Here is a 24,660-nt window from a genome sequence, read left to right on the forward strand (position 1 = left end):
CCTACTCGGCCTGGTCGGACTGGCGGCAGGTCACCGTCGACGTCATCCAGCCCGGCGAGGAGCCCCTGGCCCAGACCGCCGGACCGGTGATCCGCACCGACCAGAGCTTTATCGCCGCCGCGTGGCTGCGGTGGAGTGTGATCGTTCGAACGCGTCGAGTTTGGCGGGGTTGACGATCCGCATGAGGTGGTGGATGCCCTGCGGCGAGGCCTTGATGGTGAGAAGGGTGACGTCGGCGTGGCAGCGGGGGACGAGCACGCCGGCACGCCAGGTTTCGAAGTCACGGCGCTTGATACGGAGTTCGCCGTTGGGTAGTCGTGGCAGCGTGGGGCTACGCCGAGGGTGCGCCATCTCTGCCAGGTGCGGCGCTTGATGTAGTTCGGCGAGGAGCGGGAACGGTCATCCACGTGCCAGCGCGGTTGCTGGCGTGGGCGATGCTGACGGCGGTTGGGTTCACGGGCCCATCCCTGTTGGTTCGGGTCGTGCAGGCAGGGGGGCGCGTAGGCGGGTGAAGGGCGGCGGCCGGGGCTGGTGCGGGGCAGCTCAGATTCGCGGCGGATCCAACCGAGTTGCTCCAGTAGATCGAGCGGTGTTTCCAACTCGGCGACCTTGCGGAAGCGGTTGCGCGGTAGGGCGGTGAAGGCTTCGCGGACGGTGAAGCGGGTGGTGCTAGTGCGGTGCAGCCAGGCGTAGACGGTGCGGGCGGCTTCGAGGTCGGGGTCGGATGGCCCAGATCAGCCGATCCGCTTCAGCCGGCGGCCGGAGTGCCGTAGACGCCGAGTTCGTAGATGCTGCCACCCGAGGAGCTCGAGTTGTTGATCGTGATGCGGACATAGCGGGCGGTCACCGCGCTCGGGGGCAGGGAGTAGGTGGTCTGGGTCGTGGTCGGGGCGACCGTGTGGTCCTCCAGGGTGGTCCAGCCGCTCGGATCGGTGGTGTCGGCCGGGTCCGCCGAGTACTCGATCTTGTACTTGTAGCCGGACGGCTTCTCGAAGGTCGTCACGACGCCGGTGATCTTCCGTACCGATCCGAGGTCGACCTGGAGCCAGGACGGGTCGGGCAGGCCGGCTCCCTGGGCCCACCGGCTCGACATGGAGCCGTCGAAGGCCATGGCCGGGGTGTAATCGGCCGAGTACATGGACGAGGCGGTGGCGGTCTTCCCCAGCGCGAGGTTGACGCTGTTCGGCGTCGTCACCGACACCGAGGCGCTCTCCGCCGACAGGTTGCCGGCCGCGTCGCGGGCCCGCACGGTGAACGGGTAGGTGTCACCGGCGGTCAGTCCGCCGATGCGTACGGAAGGCGTTGCCGTGGCGCTGACGAGTCGGCCGTCGCGGTAGATCTCGTAGCCGGTCACCGCGGTGTCGTCTCGTGAGGCGGTCCAGCTCAGGTCGGCGACCGTGGGCAGTGCGGCGGACGCCTGGAGGTCGGTGGGCGCGGTCGGGGAGTTTCGGTCACCGGCCGGCTGCGCCGGGTCGAGGTCACGGTAGGCCGGTTCGAGCCCGGCGGCGGCGGTCACCGACGCCGGGAGCGCCTCGCAGCCGGGCACCGTGACGTTGTTGGCGAGGACGTTGTTGGGGCTGCCCTGCAGCGCGGTCGCGGGATTGTCGGTGAAGTTGTATTCAGCCTTGTTGTGCCGGGCTGCGCCCCCGTTGATCAGGAGCCATCTGACGTCGAGGTCGCACAGGGCGTTCTCGGTGACCTTCACATAGCGGCTGCCCTCGTCGAGGTACACCGGACCGTAGCCGTCCGGTCCGAGGCTGCGGATGTAGTTGCCCGAGATCACCGTTCCGGGGTCGGCGCCGAGGTGGTAGATCCCGCCGCCGTCGGCCATTCGGGTCATCACGTCGTGGATCAGGTTCGCCTGGATGGTGTTGCCCATGCTCGTCGTCGGAGTGTCGTAGATCGGGGTGCCCAGATTGCCGTCATAGGCAGGGTTGCCGCCCGGGTCGGTCAGCCCGAATCCCCAGCCGACGGAGATCGCGCTGTACGGGAGCGCGTACAGCACGTTGTGGGTGGCGGAGGTCCTGGTCGTGTAACCGATGAAGATGCCGACCGCGTCGGCGTGTTCGGCGCCCACGTCCGTGAGCACATTGTTGGACACGGTGTTGTCCTCGGTCACCAGCCGGGGGTCGTCCGGGTGGTGGTCGACCACGGCGATGCCACCGACCTGGATTCCGGCGGAGGAGACGTCCTGGAACCGGTTGCCCGTGATCGTGGCGCCCTTGCTGCCGGTGTCGAAGTTCAGCGCGGCGGCGCCAAGGTGGGTGAAGACGTTCCGATGGAAGGTGATGTCGCGGTCGTTGGCGAACGTCACCGCCGCGGGGGTCTTGGCCCACGAATCGCGGGTCGAGTCGAAGGTGGGGTTACCGCTGCCGACGATGTGGAAACCGGCCTGGACGTCGGCGTAGCCCTCGTCGGAGTTCGGCGCCAGCCAGGTGGCATGCGAGAAGGTCAGTCCCTCGAATCGGATGTCATGGGTCGGCCGGCTGACCGTACCGGTGCCCTTGATCAGGGCTTCCAGATCTCCCGCCACCACGTCGGCGGTCCGGGGGTCCTGACCGGGCAGCGGGATGTAGTACAGCGCGCCCGCGCTCTTGTCGAGGTACCACTCGCCCGGCTGGTCGAGCAGTTCGTAGGCGTTCTCGAACCAGGTCGGCCTCTCCATGCCGAGCCCGGTGTGCAGGTTGGCGTTGTGCCAGCACGGTTCCTGTACGGTGACGGCCGTCCCGGCGATCGACGCGACCGGGCAGCGGAGCAGTTTCCAGCCGATGCGGGCGACGACCTCGATGTCGGACTGGTTTTTCCAGCCCGCCATCGCCGGGTCGGACACGGTGAATCCGGTGGCGGTCTTGGAGAACGTCACCGGATCGTCCGGCGTGCGTGCCCTGGTGGCTCGCTTTCCGTCGACGTACAGCTGCCGCGTGTCGAGGTCGCCTGCTGCGGCGCGGTAGATGTTCTTGCCCGCGTCCTGCAGCGTCCAGCCGGTGACGGCACGGCCGCCGCTGATCACGGGATGGCGGCCGGGAATCGCGCGCCAGATCACCTCGTGGTCGTTGGCGCCGGAGTCGGCGGCGGTGAGGTCGAGGGGCTTGTCGAGGACGTACGTGCCGTCGTCGATGTTGACGATGACGTCCTTGCGCATTTGTGCGTTGACCTTGCGTACGGCGTCGCGGGCTCGTTCCAGGGTCTTGAACGGCCGGCCGCGGGTTCCCGGAGCGGAGTCGTCACCACGAGGGGAGACGTAGAAGTTCGTGCCCACGTCGGCCGTGGCCGGGGAGGCGACGTGCGGAATCACTACGAAGGGGACGAACATCGAGCTGAGCAGCAGTATCGAACGGCGAAGGAGGCGTGGCGGAAGGACCATCGGGCTCGCTCCAGGGAGAACTGGTGGGGGGTGTGGGAGCGCGATCAGGTGAGGCGGGTGCGTTCAGACGCGGTCGAGATCGCCGAAACCCGGGGCGGCGCCGGCGCGGACCATGCCGTCGGCGCCGACGGAGTCATCGGTGCTGATCGGGTTTCCCCAGACCAGCGCCTCGTAGTAGGTCGTGTTGGGAATGGCCATGCACAGGTGCTGGTTGACGAGCCCCATGCCGTGAACCTCGGCGCGGAGCCCGAAGCTCTCGGCGAGATGGGCGATGCGCATGGCTCCGGTGACGCCGCCCTTGAAGATGGCCGAGGTGCGTACGTGCGTGGCGGTGCCGGCGCTGATGAAGTCGGCGATGTTCATGTGGGAGCCGTCGCTCGTCTCCCCGACCAGCAGTGGCACCGACACCCGCTCGGCCAGCCAGCGGTGGCTCGTGATGTTGAACTCCCGCATCGGCTCCTCGTACCACAGGAAGTCGAGGTCGGAGAGCGCCCGCCCGAGGTGGATCGCGTCGGCGAGGTCGAACCCGGCGGAGCCGTCGTACATCAGCGGGAAGCCGTCCCCGACGTGCTCGCGCAGCCGGCGGGCCAGTTCGGCGTCACGGCGGCCGTCGCCCCAGGCGTGCAGCTTGATAGCGCCGAAGCCCCGCTCGACGCACTGGTCGGCGATATCGAGGTACTCCTCGATCGAGGAGTAGGTCACGGTCGACGCGTAGGCCGGGATGGCATCCCGGAAGTTGCCGAGAAGTCCGTGCACGGGCAGCCCCGAGAGCCGGCCGGCGATGTCCCACAGCGCGACGTCCACCAGGCCGAGGAAGTAGAGCGGGAACTCCTCGATGCGGTCGAGCTCCCACATGCGGTGCCACAGCCATTCGCGGCGCAGCGCGTCCTGGCCGATCAGCTCGTCACGGACCCGGCGCTCGACGAGGTCGGCGGCGATGACGCCGCGAGGTGTCGGCGCGCTGCCCACCACACCGTCCTCGGTACGGACCCTCAGGACGCCGCCGGTGCGCTCCGGCTCGGATCCGGGCAGACCGTCACGCCAGCGGAACGGCTGCTGGGCGGGCAGTCGCACCTGATCGACCCAGACGTCCTGGATCGTCGTTCCGCTCAAGAGCGCTCCTTCGGGTCGTCGACGACGTTGAGCAGCCGATCTCTGATCCTGCGCTCGAACTGGGCCTGGGTCGTGTCGATATGCGCGATCATGGCGGCGGAGGCCTCCTCGGGCTCTCCCGCGGCGACAGCCTCCGCGACCGCGAGGTGCTCGCGCGCGGCGACCGTGAGCGATCCCGGAAGCTCGCCACGGAACAGCAGCAGGTCCGACTGCTGGGCGAAATCGCGCAGGGTCGTCACCGAGGCCTGCAGGAACACGTTGCCGGAGGCGGACGCGACGGCGTCGTGGAAGAGCCGGTCGAAGCGCGCGAACTCGCGGTGGTCGGATCCCGGCGCCGCGACGAGCGACTGCTCAGCCGCCTCACGGATCGCGCGCACCTGCAAGGGGGTGGCCAGGGTGGCAGCCCTGCGCGCCGTCTCGGCCTCGATGAGCCGGCGATGATCGAACATCATGAGCACGTGCTCAAGGTTGGTGGGCTGGAAGTAGGCCACCTGTTCTTCGGCCACGGCGTTGGAGGGAACGGCGACGAAGATGCCCGCGCCCTTGCGCACCGTGATCCGCCCTACCGCCGCCAGGACCTTGATGGCCTCGCGGGTCACCGTCCGGCCTGACTGGAAGATCTCCGCGAGCTGTTGCTCGGTCGGAAGCCGGTCACCCGGTTGCAGCTTTCGCTCGGCGATGTAGACCAGCAGCCGTTCGGCCACCAGCTCGTAGCCGGGGCGGTAGCTCGTGGCCGCACGAGCGGGTTCGGGAGCGGGTTCGGACGGGGAGGCCCCCTCGTCGGGGGCGGCGCGTGGGCTCATGTGACCCTCTCTGGTGTTCTTCGGCGCCGGGCGAAGCATCCGGTTCTAACTGGCGAGAAGCATGCCACATCGAGCGTGGATTGAAAATAGATCAGATCTATCTGGGGAACAGAGCGTTGACATCCCGGCCTTTGGCTCAAATACTTACGCTCCAACAGCCACAGATCGTGTTGGTTAGCCAAATAGATCTGATACTTCATCGGACGGCTGCGTCCTCACCCGAACGAAGGGGTCCCCATGAGCAGTCGACCAGGCGGTCGTGTCGCAGTGATCACCGCGACAGGCGCCACCCTCGCCGCACTTCTCTCGCTGACCGCCTGCGGCGGCGGCCGGAGTGCCGACAAGCAACCCGCCGCCGACCCCAACGCCAAGATCGTGGTGTGGGCGGACGCCACTCGCGTCCCGATGGTCCAGGAGTACCGGAAGTCGCACCCGGCGGCGAAGATCGATCTGGTCACCATCCCGAACGAGTCCGGCTACATCGAGACGAAGGTCCAGCTCGCCAACCGTGCGGGACAGGGCTGGCCCGACGTCGTGTTCACCGGGGAGAACCTCGCGACGTTGCAGGCGAAGCCGTACGAATGGGCGGCCCCCCTCGACGGCCGGGTGAAGCAGGACGTCGTCGACGCGTTCGCGAAGAGCTCCGTCGGCAACTGCACCATCGCGGATCATCTCTACTGCCTGCAGAACGACATCGCCCAGACGGTGCTCTGGTACGACAAGGGCCTCATGAAGCAGTTCGGGTACACCGTCCCGAAGACCTGGAAGGAGTACCAGGAACTCGGCGCGAAGGTGGCCGCCGAACACCCGGGCTACGTCGTCGGAGCGCTCGGCGCCCACGGCATGCTGTTCACCTACTACCAGTCGAGCGGATGCCCGCTGACCGACGTCAAGTCGGACACCACTGTCCGGATCAATCCCGCTGCGGTGGAGTGCACGCGCGTCGACGAGCTGCTCCAGCCGATGCTGGACAACGGGTCGGTCTCGCGGCTCGATGAGTTCGACCCCGCCTTCGTCGCCCTCGGAACCCAGCGGAAGATCCTCATGCTTCCGTTCGCGTCGTGGGCGGGCGACTTCGCGTTCAAGCCCACCTACAAGACACCGCCAGGCCAGCTCGCGGCGGCCCCGATGCCCACCTGGGAGGGCGAGAGCATCGGCTACTCCGGCGCGGTGGGCGGCGGGGTATGGGCCATGAGCAGGCACGCCGCCAACCCGCAGGGTGCCGCCGACCTCATCACCTGGCTCACCACCGACATCGGTCTGCAGAGCAAGCAACCCACCTACCCTGCCTACCGTCCGGCGGCGCAGGCATGGATGGCCGGCAAGGCGAATGACTCCTACTACGCCGAGGACCCCTCTCCGGTGTTCAAGGCGCAGGCTGACCTCATCCGCGAGAACTGGAAATACACCCGGTACGCGGCGACAGTCATCAACGGCTACAACGAGACGGTCGCCAAGGGCATCCAGGACAAAGGCAAGCTCGCCGACCTGATGCCGAAGTTCGGCGAGCAACTGACCCAGGCGGCCAAGGACGCGGGCTACACGGTGACCCCGTGACCGAACCACGGAGGCGGCACGTCGCGCCGTACCTGTTCCTCGCGCCGTATCTGGTGTTCCTCCTCATGTTCGGCGTGGTGCCCGCCGTCTACGCCGTGGGTATCTCGTTCGAGACCCCCGACGCGGCCTTCGCCGGGCTGGAGAACTGGGCGGCGGTGCTGACCGACGCCCGGCTCCTGCCGTCGGCGCGGAACGTCGTCACCTACCTGGGCATGTGGCTGCCGACCATGCTGCTGTTCGTCACCGGGCTGTCGCTGCTGGCCCACCACCACGGCGGCCGGATCTCGGCGGCGAGCCGCTTCGCCTGGTACCTGCCGGGCGCCGTCACCGGCGCGGCGGCGGCGCTGCTGTGGCTGTTCATGCTGAGCCCGGGAATCAGCCCGTTCTCGCCGCTGCTCCGGCTCGCCGGCGTCAGCTCCGGCACCGACCTGCTGGGCGGGCAGGGCCTACCGGTCGTGCTCACCGTGATGGCCACGATGGTGACCGCCGGCGGCTGGATCGTCGTGGTGTACGCGGCGCTCAACACCGTGCCCGGCGAGATCCTCGAGGCCGCGAGGGTCGACGGAGCAAACGGCTGGCAGGTGACGATGCGCATCAAGGCGCCCCACATCCGGCCGCAGCTCGCCCTCATGCTGATCTCCAGCTTCGCCTACGGGACGCAGATCTTCGTCGAACCCCAGGTGCTGCGCTCGGCGTTCACCAGCCAGGTGAGCGAGACGTGGTCGCTGAACCAGCTCGCCTATTTCTTCGCCACGCAGCGCGGGAACTTCGGCATGGCCGCCGCGCTGTCACTCATGCTGCTCGGCGTGGGCCTGCTGGTGGCGGTCTTCGTGATCGCCAGAACCGATCTGTACGCGACCGGCAGCAGGAAGGGCTGACATGACGAGCGACTCCGTGCCGGAACCAAGGGCGGACATGACAGCCGGCACCGGACCACCGCTGCGGCGCCGGGCGAGCGCGGTCATCGGGGCGACCGTCATGCTGGTCTCCGCCGCCGCGTTCGTCATCCCGCTGCTGTGGCTCGTGCTGGCGCCGACTCACACGCGCGAGCGCCTCACCGCCGGCGCGTCGCTGACGTTCGGATCCGTCGCCGACCTCGGCCGCGCCTGGTCCAACCTCATGACCTTCGGCGATGGCCTGGTCCTGGACTGGCTGGCGAACTCGATCGGCTACTCGGTGGCCGCGGTGATCCTCGCGCTGTTGATGGCGGTCCCCGCCGGTTACGCGCTCGCCATGTACGACTTCCCCGGGCGCCGGGCCGTGTTGAACGCCACCCTGGTGACGATGATCATTCCTCAGGCGGCGCTGATCCTTCCCCTCTACCTGGAGATGGTCGGGCTCCAACTGATCGACACCGTCTGGTCGGTCGTGCTTCCGAGCGCGTTCTTCCCCTTCGGGGTCTACCTCACCTACCTCTACTACAACGACAACCTTCCGCGCAGCCTCATCGAGGCCGCCCGGATGGACGGCGCGTCGGAGTGGCGGGCCTTCGTGTCCCTCGGCCTCCCCCTGGGCCGGCCCGCCCTTGGGCTCACCGGGTTCTTCTGCTTCGTGCAGGCGTGGAACCAGTACTTCTTGCCCTTCGTCATGCTCGCCGACGACTCCAAGTACAACCTCCAACTCGGCCTCCAGACGCTGATCAGCTCCACCGCCGCCGTCAATCCGTCCTACGGCGCGACGATCCTGCCCATCCACCAGCCGGAGGCGGCGCTCGCCGGGCTCGTCACCGTCGGACCCATCCTCGTGATCTTCCTCGTCGCGCAGCGGTACTTGCGGGCCGGACAGCTCGGCGGAGCTGTCAAGGGATGATCAGCCACGTCCCCGCCACCGCGGCCGCTTCAGGAATGGGATTCCGATCTCGGAACAGGGTCGCGCGGAATCGCAGACCCGCCCGATCAAGCAGGCGCTGATCAATCGTTGGCAGCGCTGATTCCGAGCGATGGCCGACACTCGGCAACGCCGACAAGTTCGATATCGTCACGGCGAGCTACTGCCCAGCGCTCCCTCGTGAGCCTCCAACGATTTAAGGCCGCGGCTTCACCTCGTCGAGTGGCCCAAGTGACGCCGTTCGGCTCATAGCCCAGGGCCTGTGAGACACGATTCGAGGCGAGGTTGTCGTGGAACGCCTCGCTGGCAGTCTCCCGTGCTCCAAAGCCCTCGAAGGCCAGGTGCAGCACGGCCTGCCGCATCTCCTTGCCCCATCCGCGGCCCCGTACTTCGGGATCCAGCCAGGAGAAGGTGTGTACGGTGCCGAACGTCATGAATTCCGTGCCAATGAGGTCCTGCATCCCGACAGGCTCACCGTCCACAATGACGACGAAGTACAGCCGCCAGAAGTCTTCGCTGACCCGTGCCCGGCCCGCCCAGATCGCCCGCCGCCAAGCCCACTCACGTTCGGGGTTCTCCTTGTAGAGAGACATCGGGTCGTCGAACGGCCAAGGCTCAGAGACGGCAACTCCTTTACGGACCACCGGGACCAGGCGTTCGAGGAGTTCGTCAGTCGCCGCAGCCAACGTGAGGCGCGGGGTGCGAACCTGCAGGCGAAGCGGAGGATAGGAGGACATGGCTGACGAAGGCATCGACATGGTCCCGCACCCTAGACGGGGGCCTCGATGCCGCGCATCCGAATAAGTCGGCCGCCAACGACGCCCGCTTGGAAAGCTCGCCACCGCCGAGGCGCTTCCGGGGCGTGGCTGTCCCGGTTTGCCGAGGTCGGCGAGTTTGCGGACGTGGTGGACCTGGATGGTGCCACGTGTGCCGCATAGCTCGCATCGGCCTGCAAGGAGACGGACGATCAGCTCCTTGCGGCGGATGATGCCCGGACCGGGTGAGCGTCGCGATCGAGAGCGAGTTGCCCGGGAACGCGGTGGGCAAGGTCCGCAAGAACCGGCTCGTCGCCACGGTGGGATAGACCGCACACAGGTTCTCAGCTGGTGGCGCCCCAGGTGAGAGAGAGGCCGGTGGCGGCGCGTTCGGTGCGGATCTCCATCATGCTGCCGAGGATGGTGGCATGGTCGGACACCACGGGCGTGGCGTCGAGCGTGTAAGTGATCCGGGTGCTGACGAGCACCGGGCTGCCCTGCGGCTCGTGGAGGTGGCGGGCGGCGGCGGGGTCGAGCAGACCGGGCCGGACCGCCTCGGACGCCCGGGCGACCGTCACTCCCGCGTCGGCGAGGGCCGTGTAGAGGGAGACGGCGGTGAAGTCGCGGTCGCGGATCTGGTCGGCCACCGGCCGGCGGACCCAGGACACCTGGTGTACGGCGGGACGTCCCGCGAACTCGCGGACCCGCTCCAGCCGCAGAGCGGTGTCGCCGGGACGCAGCCGCAGCTCCGCGGCGATCCGGGCGGGGGCCCGGCGCACCGCCCGCCCGGCCACCGCGGTGCGTACGTCGTGGCCCTGTTTACGCAGGTCGTCGACCAGGCTGCGGAGCGAGTCGAGCTGGTACGCCAGGTGGGGCGGGGCGACGAACGTACCCCTGCCGGGCTGCTGCACGATCAGCCTCTCGTCGCTGAGCTCGCGCAACGCCTGGCGCAGCGTCATGAGGGTCACCCCGTAGGAGGCGCTCAGCTCCCGTTGCGGCGGCAGGGCCGCACCGGGGGCGTAGTGTCCCGACCGGATCTTCGCGGCGAGGTCGGCGGCGATGGCGCGGTATCTCGCCTCGTGCCCGGCGTCGGGAGTCATCGTGGTTGGTCACACTCCTGGTCGAGGGCTTGCCGCAGAGTCGCGAGGAAGGCCCGCAGGTCGTCCGGCCCAGCCCCGTCGAGCACCCGCCGCATGACCGCGGCGCCGACCACCACGCCGTCGGCGTGCCGGCGGGCTTCGCGTGCCTGGTCCGGGGTGGAAATGCCAAATCCTAGCAAGACCGGCCGGTCGGTGACGCGCCTGATCCGCTCGGTGAGCTCCGCCGCCGAAGCGGCGAGGGCGGTCCGCTCACCGGTGGTGCCCATCAGCGACACCGCGTAGACGAATCCGCGGCTGCGGCACGAGATCTCCGCCAGCCGCGGCTGCGGCGTCGCCGGCGACGCCAGCAGGACCAGCTCGATCCCGGTGGCGGCGGCCACGTCCGTCAGCTCGTCCGCCTCGTGCACCGGCAGGTCGGGCACGATCAGGCCACCGACGCCGGCCCGGCGCAGTGCGGCGCAGAACGTCTCGGGGCCGTCGTGCAGCACCAGGTTGTAGTAGGTGCTGACGACCAGCGGCACGCCCAGGTCCGGCATGCCGGACAGGTCGGCGAGGATCCGGCGGGTGCTCGCCCCCCGGGCCAGTGCCGTTTCGCTGGCCTGCTGGATGGTGACGCCGTCCAGCGTGGGGTCGGAGAAGGGCAGGCCGACCTCGATCGCGTCCGCCCCGGCGGCGGCGAACGCCCGCAGGTAGTCCGTCCAGCCGGGCGTGATCCCCGCGGTGACGTACGGCATGAGCAGGCCGCGGCCGGTGTCCCGGCGGGCACGTAGGTGGCGTTCGACCGCGCCCGCGGTCAGGGTGGGGTCCGTCACAGCAGCTCCTTCAGGGTTGAGACGTCCTTGTCGCCCCGGCCGGACAGCGTCATCAGCACCGTCGATCCTGCGGGCAGGTCGCCGTCGCCCGCCGCGCGGATCACCCAGGCGAGGGCGTGCGCCGATTCGAGCGCCGGGACGATGCCTTCGGTACGCGCCAGCCGTACCGCCGCGCCGACCGCCTCGTCGTCGGTCACCGTGACGTAGCGGGCCCGGCCCAGGTCGCGCAGGTGGGCGTGTTCCGGGCCGACTCCCGGGTAGTCGAGCCCGGCGGCGATGGAGTGCGCCTGGGTGATCTGCCCGTCGTCGTCCTGCAGGAACAGCGAGCGGCAGCCGTGCAGGACGCCGAGCCGGCCGCGGGCCGCCCCGGCGCCGCCCTCCGCCTCGACACCGACCAGGCGCGCCGGGGTGTCGGCGAATCCGGCGAACGTGCCGGCCGCGTTGGAGCCGCCGCCGACGCACGCGACCACGTAGTCCGGGACGCCGGTCCGCAGCTCGGCGGCGCACTGCCCGCGGGCCTCGTCGCCGATGATCCGCTGGAACTCCCTGACCATCCATGGGTACGGATCCGGCCCGACGACCGAACCGATGCAGTAGTGGGAGTCGCCGGTCGCGCCCACCCAGTGCCGCATGGCCTCGCTGGTCGCGTCCTTGAGCGTACGGCTGCCCGTGGTCACCGGGACCACCTCGGCACCCAGCATGCGCATCCGGAAGACGTTCAGCGCCTGCCGCTCGATGTCGCGCTCGCCCATGAACACCGTGGCCTCCAGCCCGAGCAGCGCGGCGGCGGTCGCGGTGGCCACCCCGTGCTGGCCCGCTCCCGTCTCGGCGATCAGCCTGCGCCGCCCCATCCGGATGGCCAGCAGGGCCTGGCCCAGCACATTGTTGATCTTGTGGGATCCGGTGTGGGTGAGATCCTCGCGCTTGAGATACAGCTGTACGCCCAGCGCCTCCGACAGCCGGTGGACCGGTGTGAGCGGGGTCGGCCGCCCGACATGCACGGCGAGCAGCCTCGCCAGGGCACCGCGGAACCCCGGATCCGCCCAGGCCTCCCGGAACGCCTCGTCCACCTCGCGGCACGCCTCCACCAGGGACTCCGGCGCGTACCGTCCGCCGTACTCGCCGAATCGGCCCCGCGCTCGGGGCTCGCCCATCGTCGCGTCCAGCGGGACTGGCTCACGCCACGGCAACGCTTCTCGCATGCCATGCTCCGATCGTCGTTCTATAACTCTATAGAGAGTTCTATAACAGTGAGTGTGGCACGGGAGGCCTGGACGCGCCACCACCTGTGCTCGGCATGGCAGCCAGGAGGGCCTTCGGCCGCGAATCGCAGCACGAGCGTGCGGTTACGGGTGCCGCGCTGAGTGGCGGCCAAGTCGATCTTGCGCAGCGGCAGCTTGACAGAGTGCCGCAGGTGCCTGTGGCCAGCGAGCGGCCGTCGATCAAGGCAGAATGCTACGCATGACCAAGACAGTGGACTTGCCTGGTGGGACTGCGTTGCCGTTGATCGGTTTTGGGACCTGGCAGCTCTCGCCCAAGACGGCGTACGAGTCGGTGCGTGCGGCGCTTGAGATCGGTTATCGACATGTCGACACCGCGACCTTGTACCAGAACGAGTCGGACGTCGGCAGAGCCGTGAAAGACAGTGGCCTGGACCGGGAGCAGGTCTTCGTCACCACCAAACTCCGCCCGCAGGACGCGCGGCATGCCCGTCGTACTCTGGAGTCGAGTCTTCGGCTGCTCGACACCGGCTACGTGGATCTCTGGCTGATCCACTGGCCGACGAGCCAGGACGAGCTCGTCTCGACGTGGCAGGAACTGTTGTCCGCCAAGGATGCCGGACTGGTCCGGAACGTCGGTGTCAGCAACTACAGCCCCGCACAGATCGACCTTCTGACCAAGGCGACCGGACAGCAGCCGGCAGTCAACCAGATTCCGTGGAGCCCGGCGCAGCACGACCCAGCCCTGCTGGAGGAGCACCGCCAGCGAGGGGTGGTCGTCGAGGGCTACAGCGGCCTTAAGAACACCGACCTGAACAACCCGGTTCTCACCGAGATCGCCCAGAGGCACGATGTCACTCCCGCCCAGGTCGTCCTCCGCTGGCATCTGGAACACGACATCGTGATCCTGCCCAGGTCCTCCCGCCGGGAACGCATCGCCACCAACTTCGACCTGCAAGGCTTCAGCCTCACAGCTGAAGACGTCACCGCGATCGACACCCTCACCCGAGCCGGCTGAGCGAAGACGGCGGGTGAACCTCTCCCGCGTGAACTCGGAGTCCACATACCCGCCCTATCTGCAGACCGCTCCGGTCCTGGAGAGCTGGGATGTGGTGGGCCGTCCAAGTCAGCGGCGGCTCGGCCGCGTTTCACAAGGGTGTTGAGCCACTGGTTGATCGCGGCGATGATGGCGACGGCTTCGTAGCGTACGGCGGCCAGCCTTGGTGGCCGGGAGAGGCGATCGCCGCCGTCGCGGCATTGCTCGATGCGCCCCATGGCCTCGGCGATCCGGTCGAGCGCGGTGAGAAAGCCGCGGCGGCGCTTGGCGCACGATTCGTGCAGCTCGACGTGACCGACGACGCATCGGTGAGCAACGCGCTGGCGGCGATCGACTTGGCTGAGGGCCGCCTCGACGTCCTGGTGAACAACGCAGGCATCCTCGGGGACGGCGTCACCGACGGCCCCACGGCTCTTCGGGCCTTCGACACCAACGCGGTGGGAATCGTGCGGGTCACGGAGGCGGCACTTCCCCTCCTGCGTAAATCCTCGAACCCAACCGTGGTCACCGTTTCGAGCAGTGCCGGATCGTTCTGGGCAGTGACCAATCCGGACCGGCCGGAATTCAACTTGCCGTTGGCGCTCTACTCCGCCTCGAAGTCCGCAGCCACCATGCTGACGATCCAGTACGCCAAGTCCCAGCCGGGCATCAAGTTCAACGCAGTCGAGCCCGGCACCACCGCGACCGACATGACCGCGGCGTTCGGAATCGGAAGGGCGCCGGAGGCGAGTGCCAGGGTCGTCGTGCGTTTGGCAACTCTCGACGCGGACGGCCCGACAGGAACTTTTCAGGACGAGAACGGGGAAGTGCCTTGGTAGCCGTGTAGGTACGAACACGAGCGAGCGAGCGGCGAGACCTGGCGACACCAGGAGAACTGTCGGAAAGTGCTGCGCGGCGACCGCGTAGAACTGGCCTTCGATGACCCGCCCGCCAACAGAGGCTCTCAGACGACCGGAGGCTCCAGCTCTACAGGCTGGAGCCTCCGTCGTGTACTGCCCGTTTTGCGCTACTCAGTAATGGGATGGCTCTTGCGCAGGCCTTTGCCGAGATTATGCGCCGGGACATGGATTGTTGCGCATACCCTCGCCGAGATTGAACAGACGGTCGTCCCACTTATCGCGGCCTTCAGGGGTCTTCAGGCTCTCGATCTCCCGCCGGACCTTATCGCCTACGTAGGCGCCTCCGGCTGCTCCGGCCAGTGGATGCCCAACGAGAGTGCCGAGAGCCGTCCCCTTCACCGTGACCGCTGCATGAGTAATGACGGCTACACCGTCGATGATCTCGTGACTTACGGGGGTCTTCTTTTTCTTTCCCATATCGACCCTTCTCTGCAACCCCTAGGGGGGCTGGTCGCACATAGCTGCACGGTAAAACACGGCATGGTTTTTAGCGACGGCGAGCCATACGGTTGTGGCTTCCCAGGTAGCGCGCTGAATATTGACATGGGCCGTGTATTGGCCTGACAAGAGGCGGTCTTTCTGCCCGCGTTCGCGGACGTCGATCGCCAGGGCGTGGATCGCGGCCTCGCGATCGTCGAACAGCACGACGTCGCTGGGGGTGCCGTCGCCGCATTTCAGCTCGGGAGCGGGATGTGCCACGCATCCGCGCAGCTACTGTCGTGACGCCATCCGGCCGCGACCCGCCTCTTCTCGAACACTCATTTTATGAGAAGGCTCGCCAACGTCGAGGCGCGGCCGGCTTCTGGCGGCAGAAGGGACGGTTGCGGAACTCGCGTGCGATGGCCTGCGGAGTGATTGAGAGTCCATAAATGCGGTCGTGGTCGCCGGACGGCTCGCGGCGTCCCGAGGCGCGAGGACCTTCGGGGGTGATGGACGAACCAGGTCCGAAGGTCCTCACTTTCATTCAGGATGCTTTCAGCAGAGCGTCACGCGCTGGGATTCCACCGTGCCACCCCGGCTGATGGTCTGGGTGTAGTAATTGCCGTGGCCCCAGTTGCAGCTGCCGTAGACCCTGATCGGGTTTGACCCCGAGCCGGTCGCCACCAGAGCGTCGAGCCCGACCTTGTCCTGGTAAATGCGTGCTTCGATATTCGTCTCCCCGCAGCCCGTCGAGCCGCCGATTCCTCGGATCTCGCCGACGCCATAGGCGAATGGGGGGTTCGCGTAGACCGAACAGGGGAGGGCGGAGGTGGTCGCCGATGCCGCCGGGATCCCGGTTGCAGTTCCTGCCGTGAGAATCAGGGCTCCGACGAGTATCCTCGACAGTTTGGTCCGCATGGTTCTCCTATCTGGAATGGAGAGGTGTGAGGACATGGCACATTGGTGTGCCTGTATCCCCACAGGGGAAGGGACACTGATGTGCGAAAAGATTTGCCGCTGGTAATCGGAAGTGCCGTCTCCGGCGCCCGGTAGACCACCTACCGCGGGAAACGGCTTCCGCTGAACGCCATTTCTGCGGTTACTGTGTCAAGGCTCGCCCTTCATCACCGCTACCTCCTTTCGGTTGCCGATGACGCGTGTCCGCGCCGCAGTCCGCCCCGATGAGGGCGCGTCAATGAGGTCTCCATAGCTGGGCAGGATCGGCAGGCTGGGCTGGTGCACGGTGATCGGAGGGAGTTCTGCGTCGGGACTTGCGCTCGCACCGGATCAGCATGCCTGAACGGCGTTGTGGGTTCGTTGTGGGTTCGTTGCGGGGCCTGGACGCGCTACCGTTCCGGGTGATCGTGGATCTTGGCGCGGATCTGGTCGGCGTCGGCGTGGCCGAGTTGCTCGAAGATCTCCAGTGCGCGCCGCCAGGCATGGTCGGCCGGCTGGTCGTGGCCGGTGGTGTGGTGGGCGTCGCCGAGGTGGACGAGGGTGGCGGCCTCGTTGTAGCGGTCGGCGACCTCTCGGAACAGGTTCAGGGCCTGCTCATAGCAGGCGGCGGCGTGGGCGTGGTGGCCGAGATGCAGGTGCGCGTGTCCGAGGCTGTCCCAGGTGGTGGCCTGACCGTGCTGGTGGCCGAGTTCGCGGTGCAGGTCGAGGGCCTGCTCGCAGTGGGTCAGGGCCTGGTCGTGGTGGCCCAGCAGGGTGTGATACCAGCCGATCGCGTTGAGCGCGTGCGCGAGTCCGGCGCGATGGCCGGCCTGTTGGTAGAGATCTCGGGCCTGCTCGGCATGGCCGAGCGCCTGTCGATAGTTCTGGTGGGTCTCCAGGAGTGAGGCGACGCCGCGGTGGGCGTTGGCCAGGCCGACCCGGTCACCGAGTACGCCGAACAGGGTGAGCGTCTGCTCGACGTGGGCGCGGACGTCGTCATGGCGGCCCAGCCGGGTGTAGGCCCGGACGAGTCCGCTGTGGGCGTGGGCCTGGCCGAGTCGATCGCCGAGCCGCTGCGCGGCGTCCAGCGCGGTCTGTTGCGTGGCGAGAAGGTCCTGCCAGTGTCCTTGGTGGTCGAAATAGGTGACCAGGGACCAGGCCAGTTGCCAGGTGATGGTGCTGAATCCCAGGTCGGCGGCTTGCCGCACAGTGGCGATCAGCACCGCGTGCTCGGCGGTGAACCAGGCCATCGCCTGTTGCGGGTCCGTCAGGACCGTCGGGCGCACTCCGTCACGCGGCGCGGACAGGATGATCGGATGGCGGTGCGGGTAGAGCAGCAGCATGGCGGTGTGAGCGGTGTGTAGGTAGTGGTCCAGTACGCGGTGCGCCGCGGCACGCCGGGCGGCCTGTGTATCGCGCGTGCGGGCCTGCTCCGCGGCGTAGGCGCGCAGTAGATCATGGAAGGTGTAACGACCCGGCCGGTGCTCGATGAGCAGGTGCGCCCGCGTCAGCTCGGTCAACAGCCGTCGCGTCTGCGCAGGCTCCAGCCCGGCCAGGCTGGTCGCCGCCTCCTCGTCGGCGTCCGGACCGGGGTGCGTACCCAATAGTCGAAAAAGTCTGGCGGCCGGTGCCGACAAGGTGCGATAGGACCAGGAGAAAACCGCTTTGAGGTCGGCGGTCGGCTCTCCTGCGTCCAGGGCGTCCAGCCGGGCCGAGTCCCTGCCCAGATTCTCGGCCAGGGCCTGCAGCGGGAAGTCCGGGCGGACCTTCGCCCGGGCGGCGATGATGCTCAGCGCGAGCGGCAGCCCGGCGCACAGCTCCAGCAGGCTGCCCACGGCCGCAGGTTCGGCCGCGGCCCGCCGGCTGCCCACGTGGCGGGTGAAGAGCCGGCGCGCCTCGGCCTGGCCGAGAGGGGGCAACGTGATCGGGTGGGCGCCGTAACCGGTCATCAGGCCGACCAGCTCGTGGCGGCTGGTCACCAGCACGAAGCAGGACGGGCTTCCCGGCAGCAGGGGCGTCACCTGGGTGGTGTCGTGGGCGTTGTCCAGAACGATCAGCATGCGCTTGCCGGACACCAGACTGCGATACAGCGCTACCTGCGCGTCCAGCATCGGCGGGATCGCCGCCGGATCGACGGCAAGGGCGCCCAGCAGGGTCCGCACCGCCACCGTCGCCGACATCGGCGCGTCGCAGGGGGCGAAGCCACGCAGGTTCACGTACAACTGCCCGTCGGCGAACGCGTCCGCGTTCTGGTGCGCCCAGTGCAGCGCGAGCCAGGTCTTGCCGATACCGCCGCAGCCGTCGATCGTGACGATCCGCACCGTACCCGTCGTCTGCTGTATGGCCAGCGCCTCATCGAGACCCGCCAGTTCCCGGTCTCGGCCGACGAACAACGGCGGCGCCGCCGGCAAGGTCTGCGGCACCAGAGCGACGCCGCGCGCTGCCACAGCGACGTGTACCGCCGCCGGGGCCAGCGCGGGGTCGGCGGTGAGAATCTGCTGATGGAGCCCCTGGAGAGCAACGCCGGGATCGGTCCCTAACGCCTCGGCCAAGCCGCGCCGGATTTGCGCGTAGTACGCCAAGGCGTCTGACTGGCGGCCACTGCGATACAGCGCGATCATGAGTTGACCGGCCAGCCGCTCGTCCAGCGGATGCACGGCCGCCAGCGCTGCGAGGTCGGCGAGCAACATGGCGTCCTCGCCGCACCGGAGCCGGAGGTCGTGATAGTCGAGCTGCGCGGCGAACCGCTCGGCCTGCAGCGTGTGCCTCAGCGCCGCCAACCAGGGCGTGTCCAGGTCGGCGAACGCCTCGCCGCGCCACAACGCCAGCGCCCGTTCATACAGCGCCGTCGGCTCCGCACCGCTCCGGCCGCCCCGCGCCTGCGCCAGCAGTCGGCGGAACAGATGCAGATCCACGGCCGTCTCGTCAACCTCAAGCAGATAGCCGCCGGAACGACGCCGGATGCCCCACTCCTCGACCACCGGCACCGCGGCCCGCAATCGCGACAGGTAGCTGCGCAACGTACCCGCGGCCTGTGGTGGCTGGTCCTCACCCCAGACCCGCTCGGCGAGCTGATCCATGGACACCGGGTGATTCGCCTCCGCCAGCAGCACCGCCAGCACATAGCGCTGCCGCGCCGGCCCGACATCGACCGGCCTGCCGTCCACCCGGGCGCCCACCTCGCCCAGCAGCCGGAACTCGACTCGCATCGCTCTCCCCCAGCCGGGTCGTACGATGACCGAAGAAGGCGAGCGCATCGCCCATGCCCCGCAGCGGCCTCGGATCCTGCTTCAACTCCTGCGAGAACGCCCGCCCGCCACCGATGCCTGCCGCCTTGCTGCCCTCGTCCTCGGCGTCAGACCGCTCCACGGTCGTCTCGGTGAAATGCCGCTCGAACATCGGCTCCGCAGCGCCCAAGAGCCGTTCGATCCAGCCTGGCGTCGGCGGTTCGATCTTCTCCTCCCGGCATCGGGCCAGTAGCGCGGTCCGCAGCCGGTCACGGCGCCCATGATGAACGGAGCCGGTCGTCGATCGAGATGCCATTCGAGGAGATCAATGTGGTCGGCCGACGATGACTTCTCGGCCATAGGGTCGCCTTTAGCTGAACCATTCTTCCTGCTCGGACTTGTTGCCATTGCTCGCAATCACGCCCTCACATCGTTTCCATCCAGACTAACGGCGTGGGACCGAGAGCGGTCAACGGGCGGCTCTCGCGGTGACCCAGGTAAGGAACTCGTGGGTGACGCGACGCCGATCAGCACCTGCTTGTACGGGCGAGCGGGGATGTGGCCAGGGCCGGCGCCCATTCCGGCGACCGAGCCCAACCATGATCATCGCGGAGCAAGTCCGCATACCCGCCCCAACCGAAGCCACGACCGGCATCTCCCCGACGCGGACCTGACGGCCTCGAACGGGATCATCGAGTGTCCGAACAGTGCGATGGCTATCTGGGGTGGTTGACCCCTCTTAGCAGGTCAAAGCGAGACGACCTCTTCTGGCACGTCATTCGTGGCCGAGCAGCCACGCAGTGCCCTGCGGGGTGCCCTCCACATTTCCGCTGGAGGGCACCCGGTCTGGTCGCAAGAGGTTCAGTCGCAGTGCACGTTGTTGAGTTCGCGGGTCACCCAGTCCGGTACCGTTCCGGCGACGTCAATGCACTGGCCGGGCGCGGAGACGTACACCGGGCCGGCGTAGGTCGTGTAGTGCCCGGCATCGGTGTCTTCTCCGCTGCCGTCGCCTCTCGAGATCGTGACTCTCTTCCAGCTGTTGGTGTTGGCGAAGGAGCCGTAGCCGTAGGTCAGGGCGCAGTTCTTTCTGGCGCTGGAGCTGTAGTACACCTCCAGCGTGCCCGTGCGGGTCCCGTCTCCTCTGGAGATGGCGTAGACGCCGACCCGGGTGTAGCTGCTGCCGCAGGGTCCGGCCGCGCTGGCCGGGGCGGCGCCCGCTACCAGCGTGGTGGTGGCGGCCACGGCCGCGCCGGCCAGGAGGGTCGCCAGCTTGCGTGTGCGCACGAATATCCTTTCGATTTCCATTGGTGTGATCATGCGTACCACTGGCTCACGGCCGCCGCCCACGAGTTGTGATCAATGTGATGGTTCGCACATGTTGGCTCTGTTGTCCGTTTCGTGCGTGCGAAGGTACCGTCTACGCCGCTCGCTACCTGCCGACGGCGTACCTCCCGCCGGCCTCCCATCTCACCCTGGCCTGCCGCCATAACCTCCGACTGCGCGTGAACAGCACGGTGGGGCGGCCCCGCAGGACCGCCCCGCCGTCTCACGTCATTGCCGGCCCGGCGGCTTGGTGCACGAGACCTTCGCGAGATCCTTGCGGAGGTTTCCGCCCGCCTGCATGTTGCACTTGATCTCGCCGGTCACCCAGCGGCAGAGCGTGTTGCAGAACCCGACTCCGACGAGCGCCTGGATGAGCGGGTTGCCTGCGCTGGAGCCCCGGACGACGAGCTGGATGATCTGAGCGGTGATCCGGTTGATCTCGTTGAGCACGGCGACGTGTTGCGGCTTGGTCGTGTCGATGTCGCCGAAGTGCAGGATCTGCCCGTTGATCTTGTTGGCCTCCGCCAGCTCGAAGCAGAGGTTGTCGAGCACGATCCATTCTGGCTGCAAGGTGCTGAGCACCTGCGCCTTGCTGGTGAAGTGCTTGACGGGCTTCGAGAGCTTCGCCAGCACGTCGACGATCTCGAACGGCAGCTCGTACACCGTGCCGACCGGGAGTGCCGCCGCGTCGGTCGCGAGGCGCGTCAGGAACTCGGGGAAGTCCTGGAAGACGTCGTTGTTCGCGTGCATCGTGTGGAGCACCGGGCTGAAGGTGTTGCTCCACACCACGTCGTCCCGGCAGACGAGCTCCAGGATCAGATCTCTGACTTCCTTGTAGTCCGTTCCCTGGACTGTGATCATTTGTGTCCCCCCTCGGGTTGGTGACCCGGGCCCCCGAGAGAAGGTAGGCGGTGCCCTGGACTTCGCGCCAGCGGCGATTCTCTGGCGGCGAGGACAGGCGATTCTGACTGGGCGGTACGGCTTTGGCCGGGTATGGCTGGCTTTATTCGTATGCCCGCCGATCGCGACGGCGGCATGCTCGAAGGTGCCGTCGCACGGGATGCCCTGCCCGGGCAGCTAGACCGCAATCCGCTGGTACGGCTACATCGACGGCGCAATCCGCTCTGGCCAGACCGTCGCCGACGAAGTGCTCATGTCCTGAGACGTGGGGGCTGGGACGGCCCGACCGAAAATGGCCGACGACACCGCCTCCTGCCGCCGTTCTCGGAAGTCCCCGGGTGGAGAGCTTCTGAGAAGTTGCTTCGTGGCAAGCGTGGTGGCGAAGCCTCGATCAGGCAGCGAATCCGAAGGCCGCAGGAGCGTCAGGAGGATGATCGCCACAGCTACGGTCGTGTCGAGTATCAGGCAGAACTCGGCGAGTGAACGGGACACGACCTTGTTCGTCCTGTAGTGATAAACGTCCCATGCAGCGTGGCCGAGCAGGCCCAGCGCCACCAGGAAGCTGCCAACCGTCGCATTGACGAACAGCGCGAGCGTGGCCGCGGCGCCGAAAACGAGCATGGCGAGCGACTGTGACGGCAGCCCCGCCGGGTCAGGGCGCGTGCCCTCACGCAGTCGTCGTACGAGGCCGTAGCCACCCAGCAGCACACCCAGGCCTAGCACCGCCCAGGTCGCCTCGAAGTCCTCGTCGATGATGTCCGCGGCCAAGATGACAGCGAGGGTCACGAAGAACACGGGCCAGGTCGCCGATTGCTTTCCCAGGGCGGACGCCCCCAGGTACACCACCGCCGAGGCGGCCAGCAGCTTCGCCAGCTCGACTCCTGCGGTCATGTCGAGGATCACGAGTGCGGCCACCCCAACCCCGACCAGAACCGGCCAGTGCCGCAACACCGGACCGAGCCGTGAGGTCGTCGGTGTGGTCATCATCAACCTCCTGTCGGAATCAGCGCGTCCGGGGCTGCCATCAGCTGAGCCGCAGAGACGACGGCCCAGGCGATCCACCGTCGGATCCGGTCACGGTGATCACCGTAATGCGGAGGGGTTGACGGGACGCTGACCGCGGCCATGGCTCTTCGTTCCAGGTCAGAGGGGGTCGGGGGACCGTGATCGGCAATCAGGGGGCAGTGCGGGCTAGGCGTCGTCGGCCATCGGGCTGAACTGGATGCCGGCCAGCCTCCACGTCCCCTCCTGCTTCACCCAGACCTGCGACACCCGCACCCGCAGCGCCACCGCCCGGCCGTGCGAGGTCGCCTTGTTGCTCTGTACGTTGCGGACGATCGCCGTGTCGCCGTACATCCGGACGTCGATCTGGCTGGTGTCCAGGGCGTGGTACTGGAACTGGGCATGGCGGCCGATCCACTGGTCCTTGTCGAGTACGTACCCCTTGGGGCCGATTGACTGGAAGTCGTCGGCCAGCAGTTCGCGCAGGCGTTCGGCGTCCGCGGCCAGCTCGGCTGCGTCGAATTGCTGCTGAAGGCCTAAGACCGTCTCTTTCTCCGTGTACTCCATAAGAGCCGAGCATAGGCGTGAGATTGCGGAATGGGAAAGGGGGAATTGTCACGGTGGACCCGTTTGCTCGGTTTCCACAGATTCCTCTGTCAGCGCGCGGTGAAATGTCCGGTGAATGTCCGGTCAATTTGATTTAGGCTGCCGGCGGTGTGCACGATCGATATCGCGATGGCCTCTATGGCGGGCTCTAGCGCGGTGATCAGGAGGCCGGGCGGTCGCCGTCGAGTGCGGAGCGCAGTACGCCGACCACGATGGCGAGCTCGGACAGCAGCCCGGACACAGTGGTACGGTCGCCGCCGTTGATCGACACCATGCGCAGCTCCTCCGGCTTGGGGAGCTTCGCCATGATCTCGGGCAGCAGGCCGATCAGCTTGGCCTGCAGGCTGGCCGGGCTCTGCTGGTTGTCGATGTCGGCCCGCAGTCGCGTGCGCTCCACGTCGAGCAGGGCCCGGTCGTGGTCGGACTGGGTCTGGGAGCGGGCCAGATCCAGCTCGCCGTCGAGCTCAAGGCGCTTCAGCTCCTGCTCCCGCTGGACCCGGAGCCGGCCGGTCTCGGCCTCCTCGGCGTGACGTTCGCGTTCCATCCGCAGCGCGTGCCGGGTGGTCTCGGTCTCCAGTTCCGCCACCGCTCTGGAGTCGTCGTGCTTTCGCTGGGTACGCCGCAGCCGCTCGGCCACCTCGGTGTCGAACTGCCACGCCTCGTTGCGGGCCCGCAGTTCGGCGAGCTCCCGCTCGTACTCCAGGCGCTGGGTCTCCTTGAGCCGCTCGGTCGCCATCTCGCGCTGGGCGACGGCCTCCTCGGAGCGCAGTTCGGCTAGCCGGGCGATCTGTCCTTGTTCGGCCCGGTAGGGCTTCTGCAGGTTCTCCCAGAGCCGCGACGAGCTGACGACGGCCTCCTTGATCTGAACGGTGACGATGCGCAGGCCGAGCCCCTGGTCGCTGTCCGCCTCGCCCTCGGCCACCGCGCGCAGCCGGGCGGTCAGCTCCTCGATGATGGGCTGCTTGTCGCTGAGCACGTCGCGGACACCCATGGTCGCGACCTTGTCCTTGATGGCCGCCTCCGCCTGCTCGCGCAGTTGGAGGTTGACCAGCCTCATCGGATCCGCGGGGTCGCCGAAGTCCAGTTTGCGGTAGGCGATGGGGAAGGTGTGAATGATCCACTGAACGTACCCCTGCACCAAGACGCCTTGTAGTTCCTGGCAGATGCAGTACGCGTTGATCAGGATGGTTTGGGTGGCGCCCGGAACCACCAGGAAAGAGTCCGTGGCGGGGTTGAAGCGGAATGAGACGCCTAATCCGATGTGCAGGGGGTCTTCGCGGCCGCGGCGGGTGTGTACGACGAAGGCGTTCGGCGGGACGAGGACGTTCTTCCAGCGCCAGAAGCCGGTGATCCGGACATCCACCGGCCCCGGCGTCAGCCTGTCCGGTGCCGTGCCCAGAGCCCGCTCGCGCTTGACCAGCGGGGCCGCCGCGGGCATCGGCTCACCGGGGGTGGAGCTGCGGCGTGCCCGCAGATCGTCCTCGAGCACCGCCTGCTGCGCGACCACTTGTTCCAGATAGGCGTTGCCTCGGTCAGCGGTGCTCATCGTCCCCTCCGCCTCACCTCACGACTGCCGATGAGTCTCGTCTACGCCGCCGAATCACCGCAACCGAAATGCGCCCCCTGACGGGCAAACGTGACGCACGGGACTTGTACCTGGCCACCAGCGGCGCCACGGGCTAGGGCTTGAGAAGCATTGTGGCGTCGAGCCGGCGGAGTGGGCGTGACCCGGCAGGGTA

General features: G+C 67.8%; 22 protein-coding genes. 5 read left to right on the forward strand and 17 right to left on the reverse strand.

Annotated features, from left to right (window positions below):
* Positions 1-108: 108 nt before the first annotated feature.
* From KLK06_RS03140 to KLK06_RS03155, 4 genes are all read right to left on the reverse strand, one after another.
* Positions 109-351: a hypothetical protein gene (locus tag KLK06_RS03140; protein ID WP_214633709.1), complete on the reverse strand. Its 243-nt coding sequence runs from the start codon at positions 349-351 to the stop codon at positions 109-111.
* Positions 352-748: 397 nt separating this feature from the next.
* A complete protein-coding gene (locus KLK06_RS03145) occupies positions 749-3,364 on the reverse strand; it encodes a discoidin domain-containing protein (protein ID WP_214633710.1) in 2,616 nt (871 codons plus the stop codon).
* Between the two features lie 63 nt (positions 3,365-3,427).
* On the reverse strand, positions 3,428-4,477 hold the full coding sequence (locus tag KLK06_RS03150; RefSeq protein ID WP_214633711.1) for an enolase C-terminal domain-like protein: 1,050 nt from the start codon (positions 4,475-4,477) through the stop codon (positions 3,428-3,430).
* Complete coding sequence (locus KLK06_RS03155; RefSeq protein ID WP_214633712.1) at positions 4,474-5,280, reverse strand: FadR/GntR family transcriptional regulator; 807 nt, start codon at positions 5,278-5,280, stop codon at positions 4,474-4,476. Before KLK06_RS03155 ends, KLK06_RS03150 begins: the two co-directional genes overlap by 4 nt.
* Before the next feature lie 237 nt (positions 5,281-5,517).
* Here KLK06_RS03155 and KLK06_RS03160 point away from each other — a divergent pair, with 237 nt between their 5' ends.
* The 3 genes from KLK06_RS03160 to KLK06_RS03170 are packed head-to-tail and all read left to right on the forward strand — an operon-like array spanning position 5,518 to position 8,646.
* The gene (locus KLK06_RS03160) at positions 5,518-6,837 is read left to right on the forward strand and encodes an ABC transporter substrate-binding protein (RefSeq protein WP_214633713.1); all 1,320 of its coding nucleotides are present in this window, start codon (positions 5,518-5,520) and stop codon (positions 6,835-6,837) included.
* Positions 6,834-7,715 carry a carbohydrate ABC transporter permease gene (locus KLK06_RS03165; RefSeq protein ID WP_214633714.1) on the forward strand — a complete coding sequence of 294 codons (882 nt, stop codon included), beginning with the start codon at positions 6,834-6,836 and terminating at the stop codon, positions 7,713-7,715. Before KLK06_RS03160 ends, KLK06_RS03165 begins: the two co-directional genes overlap by 4 nt.
* 1 nt (position 7,716) lies before the next feature.
* On the forward strand, positions 7,717-8,646 hold the full coding sequence (locus KLK06_RS03170; RefSeq protein WP_214633715.1) for a carbohydrate ABC transporter permease: 930 nt from the start codon (positions 7,717-7,719) through the stop codon (positions 8,644-8,646).
* Between the two features lie 101 nt (positions 8,647-8,747).
* On the opposite strand, the gene KLK06_RS03175 is transcribed toward KLK06_RS03170, so the two are convergent.
* The 4 genes from KLK06_RS03175 to trpB all read right to left on the reverse strand — a co-directional run bounded on the left by KLK06_RS03175 (position 8,748) and on the right by trpB (position 12,533).
* Positions 8,748-9,422 (reverse strand): GNAT family N-acetyltransferase, encoded by a 675-nt coding sequence (locus KLK06_RS03175; protein WP_214633716.1) that lies wholly within the window; start codon positions 9,420-9,422, stop codon positions 8,748-8,750.
* 341 nt (positions 9,423-9,763) lie between these two features.
* Entirely contained in the window at positions 9,764-10,519 is a 756-nt protein-coding gene (locus tag KLK06_RS03180) for a GntR family transcriptional regulator (RefSeq protein WP_214633717.1), read from the reverse strand.
* Complete coding sequence (trpA, locus tag KLK06_RS03185; RefSeq protein ID WP_214633718.1) at positions 10,516-11,331, reverse strand: tryptophan synthase subunit alpha; 816 nt, start codon at positions 11,329-11,331, stop codon at positions 10,516-10,518. The genes KLK06_RS03180 and trpA overlap by 4 nt, the downstream gene beginning before the upstream one ends.
* Positions 11,328-12,533, reverse strand: coding sequence for a tryptophan synthase subunit beta (gene trpB / locus KLK06_RS03190; protein ID WP_214633719.1), 1,206 nt, complete (start codon positions 12,531-12,533; stop codon positions 11,328-11,330). The genes trpA and trpB overlap by 4 nt, the downstream gene beginning before the upstream one ends.
* Before the next feature lie 259 nt (positions 12,534-12,792).
* Between trpB and KLK06_RS03195 the strand changes: the two genes are divergently transcribed.
* Positions 12,793-13,569 (forward strand): aldo/keto reductase, encoded by a 777-nt coding sequence (locus tag KLK06_RS03195; RefSeq protein WP_214633720.1) that lies wholly within the window; start codon positions 12,793-12,795, stop codon positions 13,567-13,569.
* A gap of 89 nt (positions 13,570-13,658) precedes the next feature.
* On the forward strand, positions 13,659-14,426 hold the full coding sequence (locus KLK06_RS03200) for an SDR family NAD(P)-dependent oxidoreductase (RefSeq protein ID WP_250904762.1): 768 nt from the start codon (positions 13,659-13,661) through the stop codon (positions 14,424-14,426).
* 231 nt (positions 14,427-14,657) lie between these two features.
* On the opposite strand, the gene KLK06_RS03205 is transcribed toward KLK06_RS03200, so the two are convergent.
* The 9 genes from KLK06_RS03205 to KLK06_RS03245 all read right to left on the reverse strand — a co-directional run bounded on the left by KLK06_RS03205 (position 14,658) and on the right by KLK06_RS03245 (position 24,467).
* Positions 14,658-14,924 (reverse strand): hypothetical protein, encoded by a 267-nt coding sequence (locus tag KLK06_RS03205; RefSeq protein ID WP_214633721.1) that lies wholly within the window; start codon positions 14,922-14,924, stop codon positions 14,658-14,660.
* A 21-nt stretch (positions 14,925-14,945) separates the two neighbouring features.
* A complete protein-coding gene (locus KLK06_RS03210; protein ID WP_214633722.1) occupies positions 14,946-15,206 on the reverse strand; it encodes a hypothetical protein in 261 nt (86 codons plus the stop codon).
* Positions 15,207-15,482: 276 nt separating this feature from the next.
* Positions 15,483-15,845, reverse strand: a complete 363-nt coding sequence (locus KLK06_RS03215; RefSeq protein ID WP_214633723.1) for a hypothetical protein — start codon at positions 15,843-15,845, stop codon at positions 15,483-15,485.
* A 428-nt stretch (positions 15,846-16,273) separates the two neighbouring features.
* Entirely contained in the window at positions 16,274-19,072 is a 2,799-nt protein-coding gene (locus KLK06_RS03220; RefSeq protein WP_214633724.1) for a BTAD domain-containing putative transcriptional regulator, read from the reverse strand.
* Positions 19,073-19,951: 879 nt separating this feature from the next.
* Positions 19,952-20,374, reverse strand: coding sequence for a hypothetical protein (locus KLK06_RS03225; RefSeq protein WP_308168080.1), 423 nt, complete (start codon positions 20,372-20,374; stop codon positions 19,952-19,954).
* 267 nt (positions 20,375-20,641) lie between these two features.
* Positions 20,642-21,274, reverse strand: coding sequence for a hypothetical protein (locus KLK06_RS03230; RefSeq protein WP_214633726.1), 633 nt, complete (start codon positions 21,272-21,274; stop codon positions 20,642-20,644).
* Positions 21,275-21,514: 240 nt separating this feature from the next.
* Entirely contained in the window at positions 21,515-22,300 is a 786-nt protein-coding gene (locus tag KLK06_RS03235; RefSeq protein ID WP_214633727.1) for a hypothetical protein, read from the reverse strand.
* A 204-nt stretch (positions 22,301-22,504) separates the two neighbouring features.
* The gene (locus KLK06_RS03240; RefSeq protein WP_214633728.1) at positions 22,505-22,882 is read right to left on the reverse strand and encodes a nuclear transport factor 2 family protein; all 378 of its coding nucleotides are present in this window, start codon (positions 22,880-22,882) and stop codon (positions 22,505-22,507) included.
* A gap of 199 nt (positions 22,883-23,081) precedes the next feature.
* On the reverse strand, positions 23,082-24,467 hold the full coding sequence (locus tag KLK06_RS03245; protein ID WP_214633729.1) for an SPFH domain-containing protein: 1,386 nt from the start codon (positions 24,465-24,467) through the stop codon (positions 23,082-23,084).
* Positions 24,468-24,660: the final 193 nt, after the last annotated feature.

Origin of the sequence: Nonomuraea sp. NEAU-A123, from assembly GCF_018603905.1 — a bacterium.
GTDB lineage: Bacteria > Actinomycetota > Actinomycetes > Streptosporangiales > Streptosporangiaceae > Nonomuraea.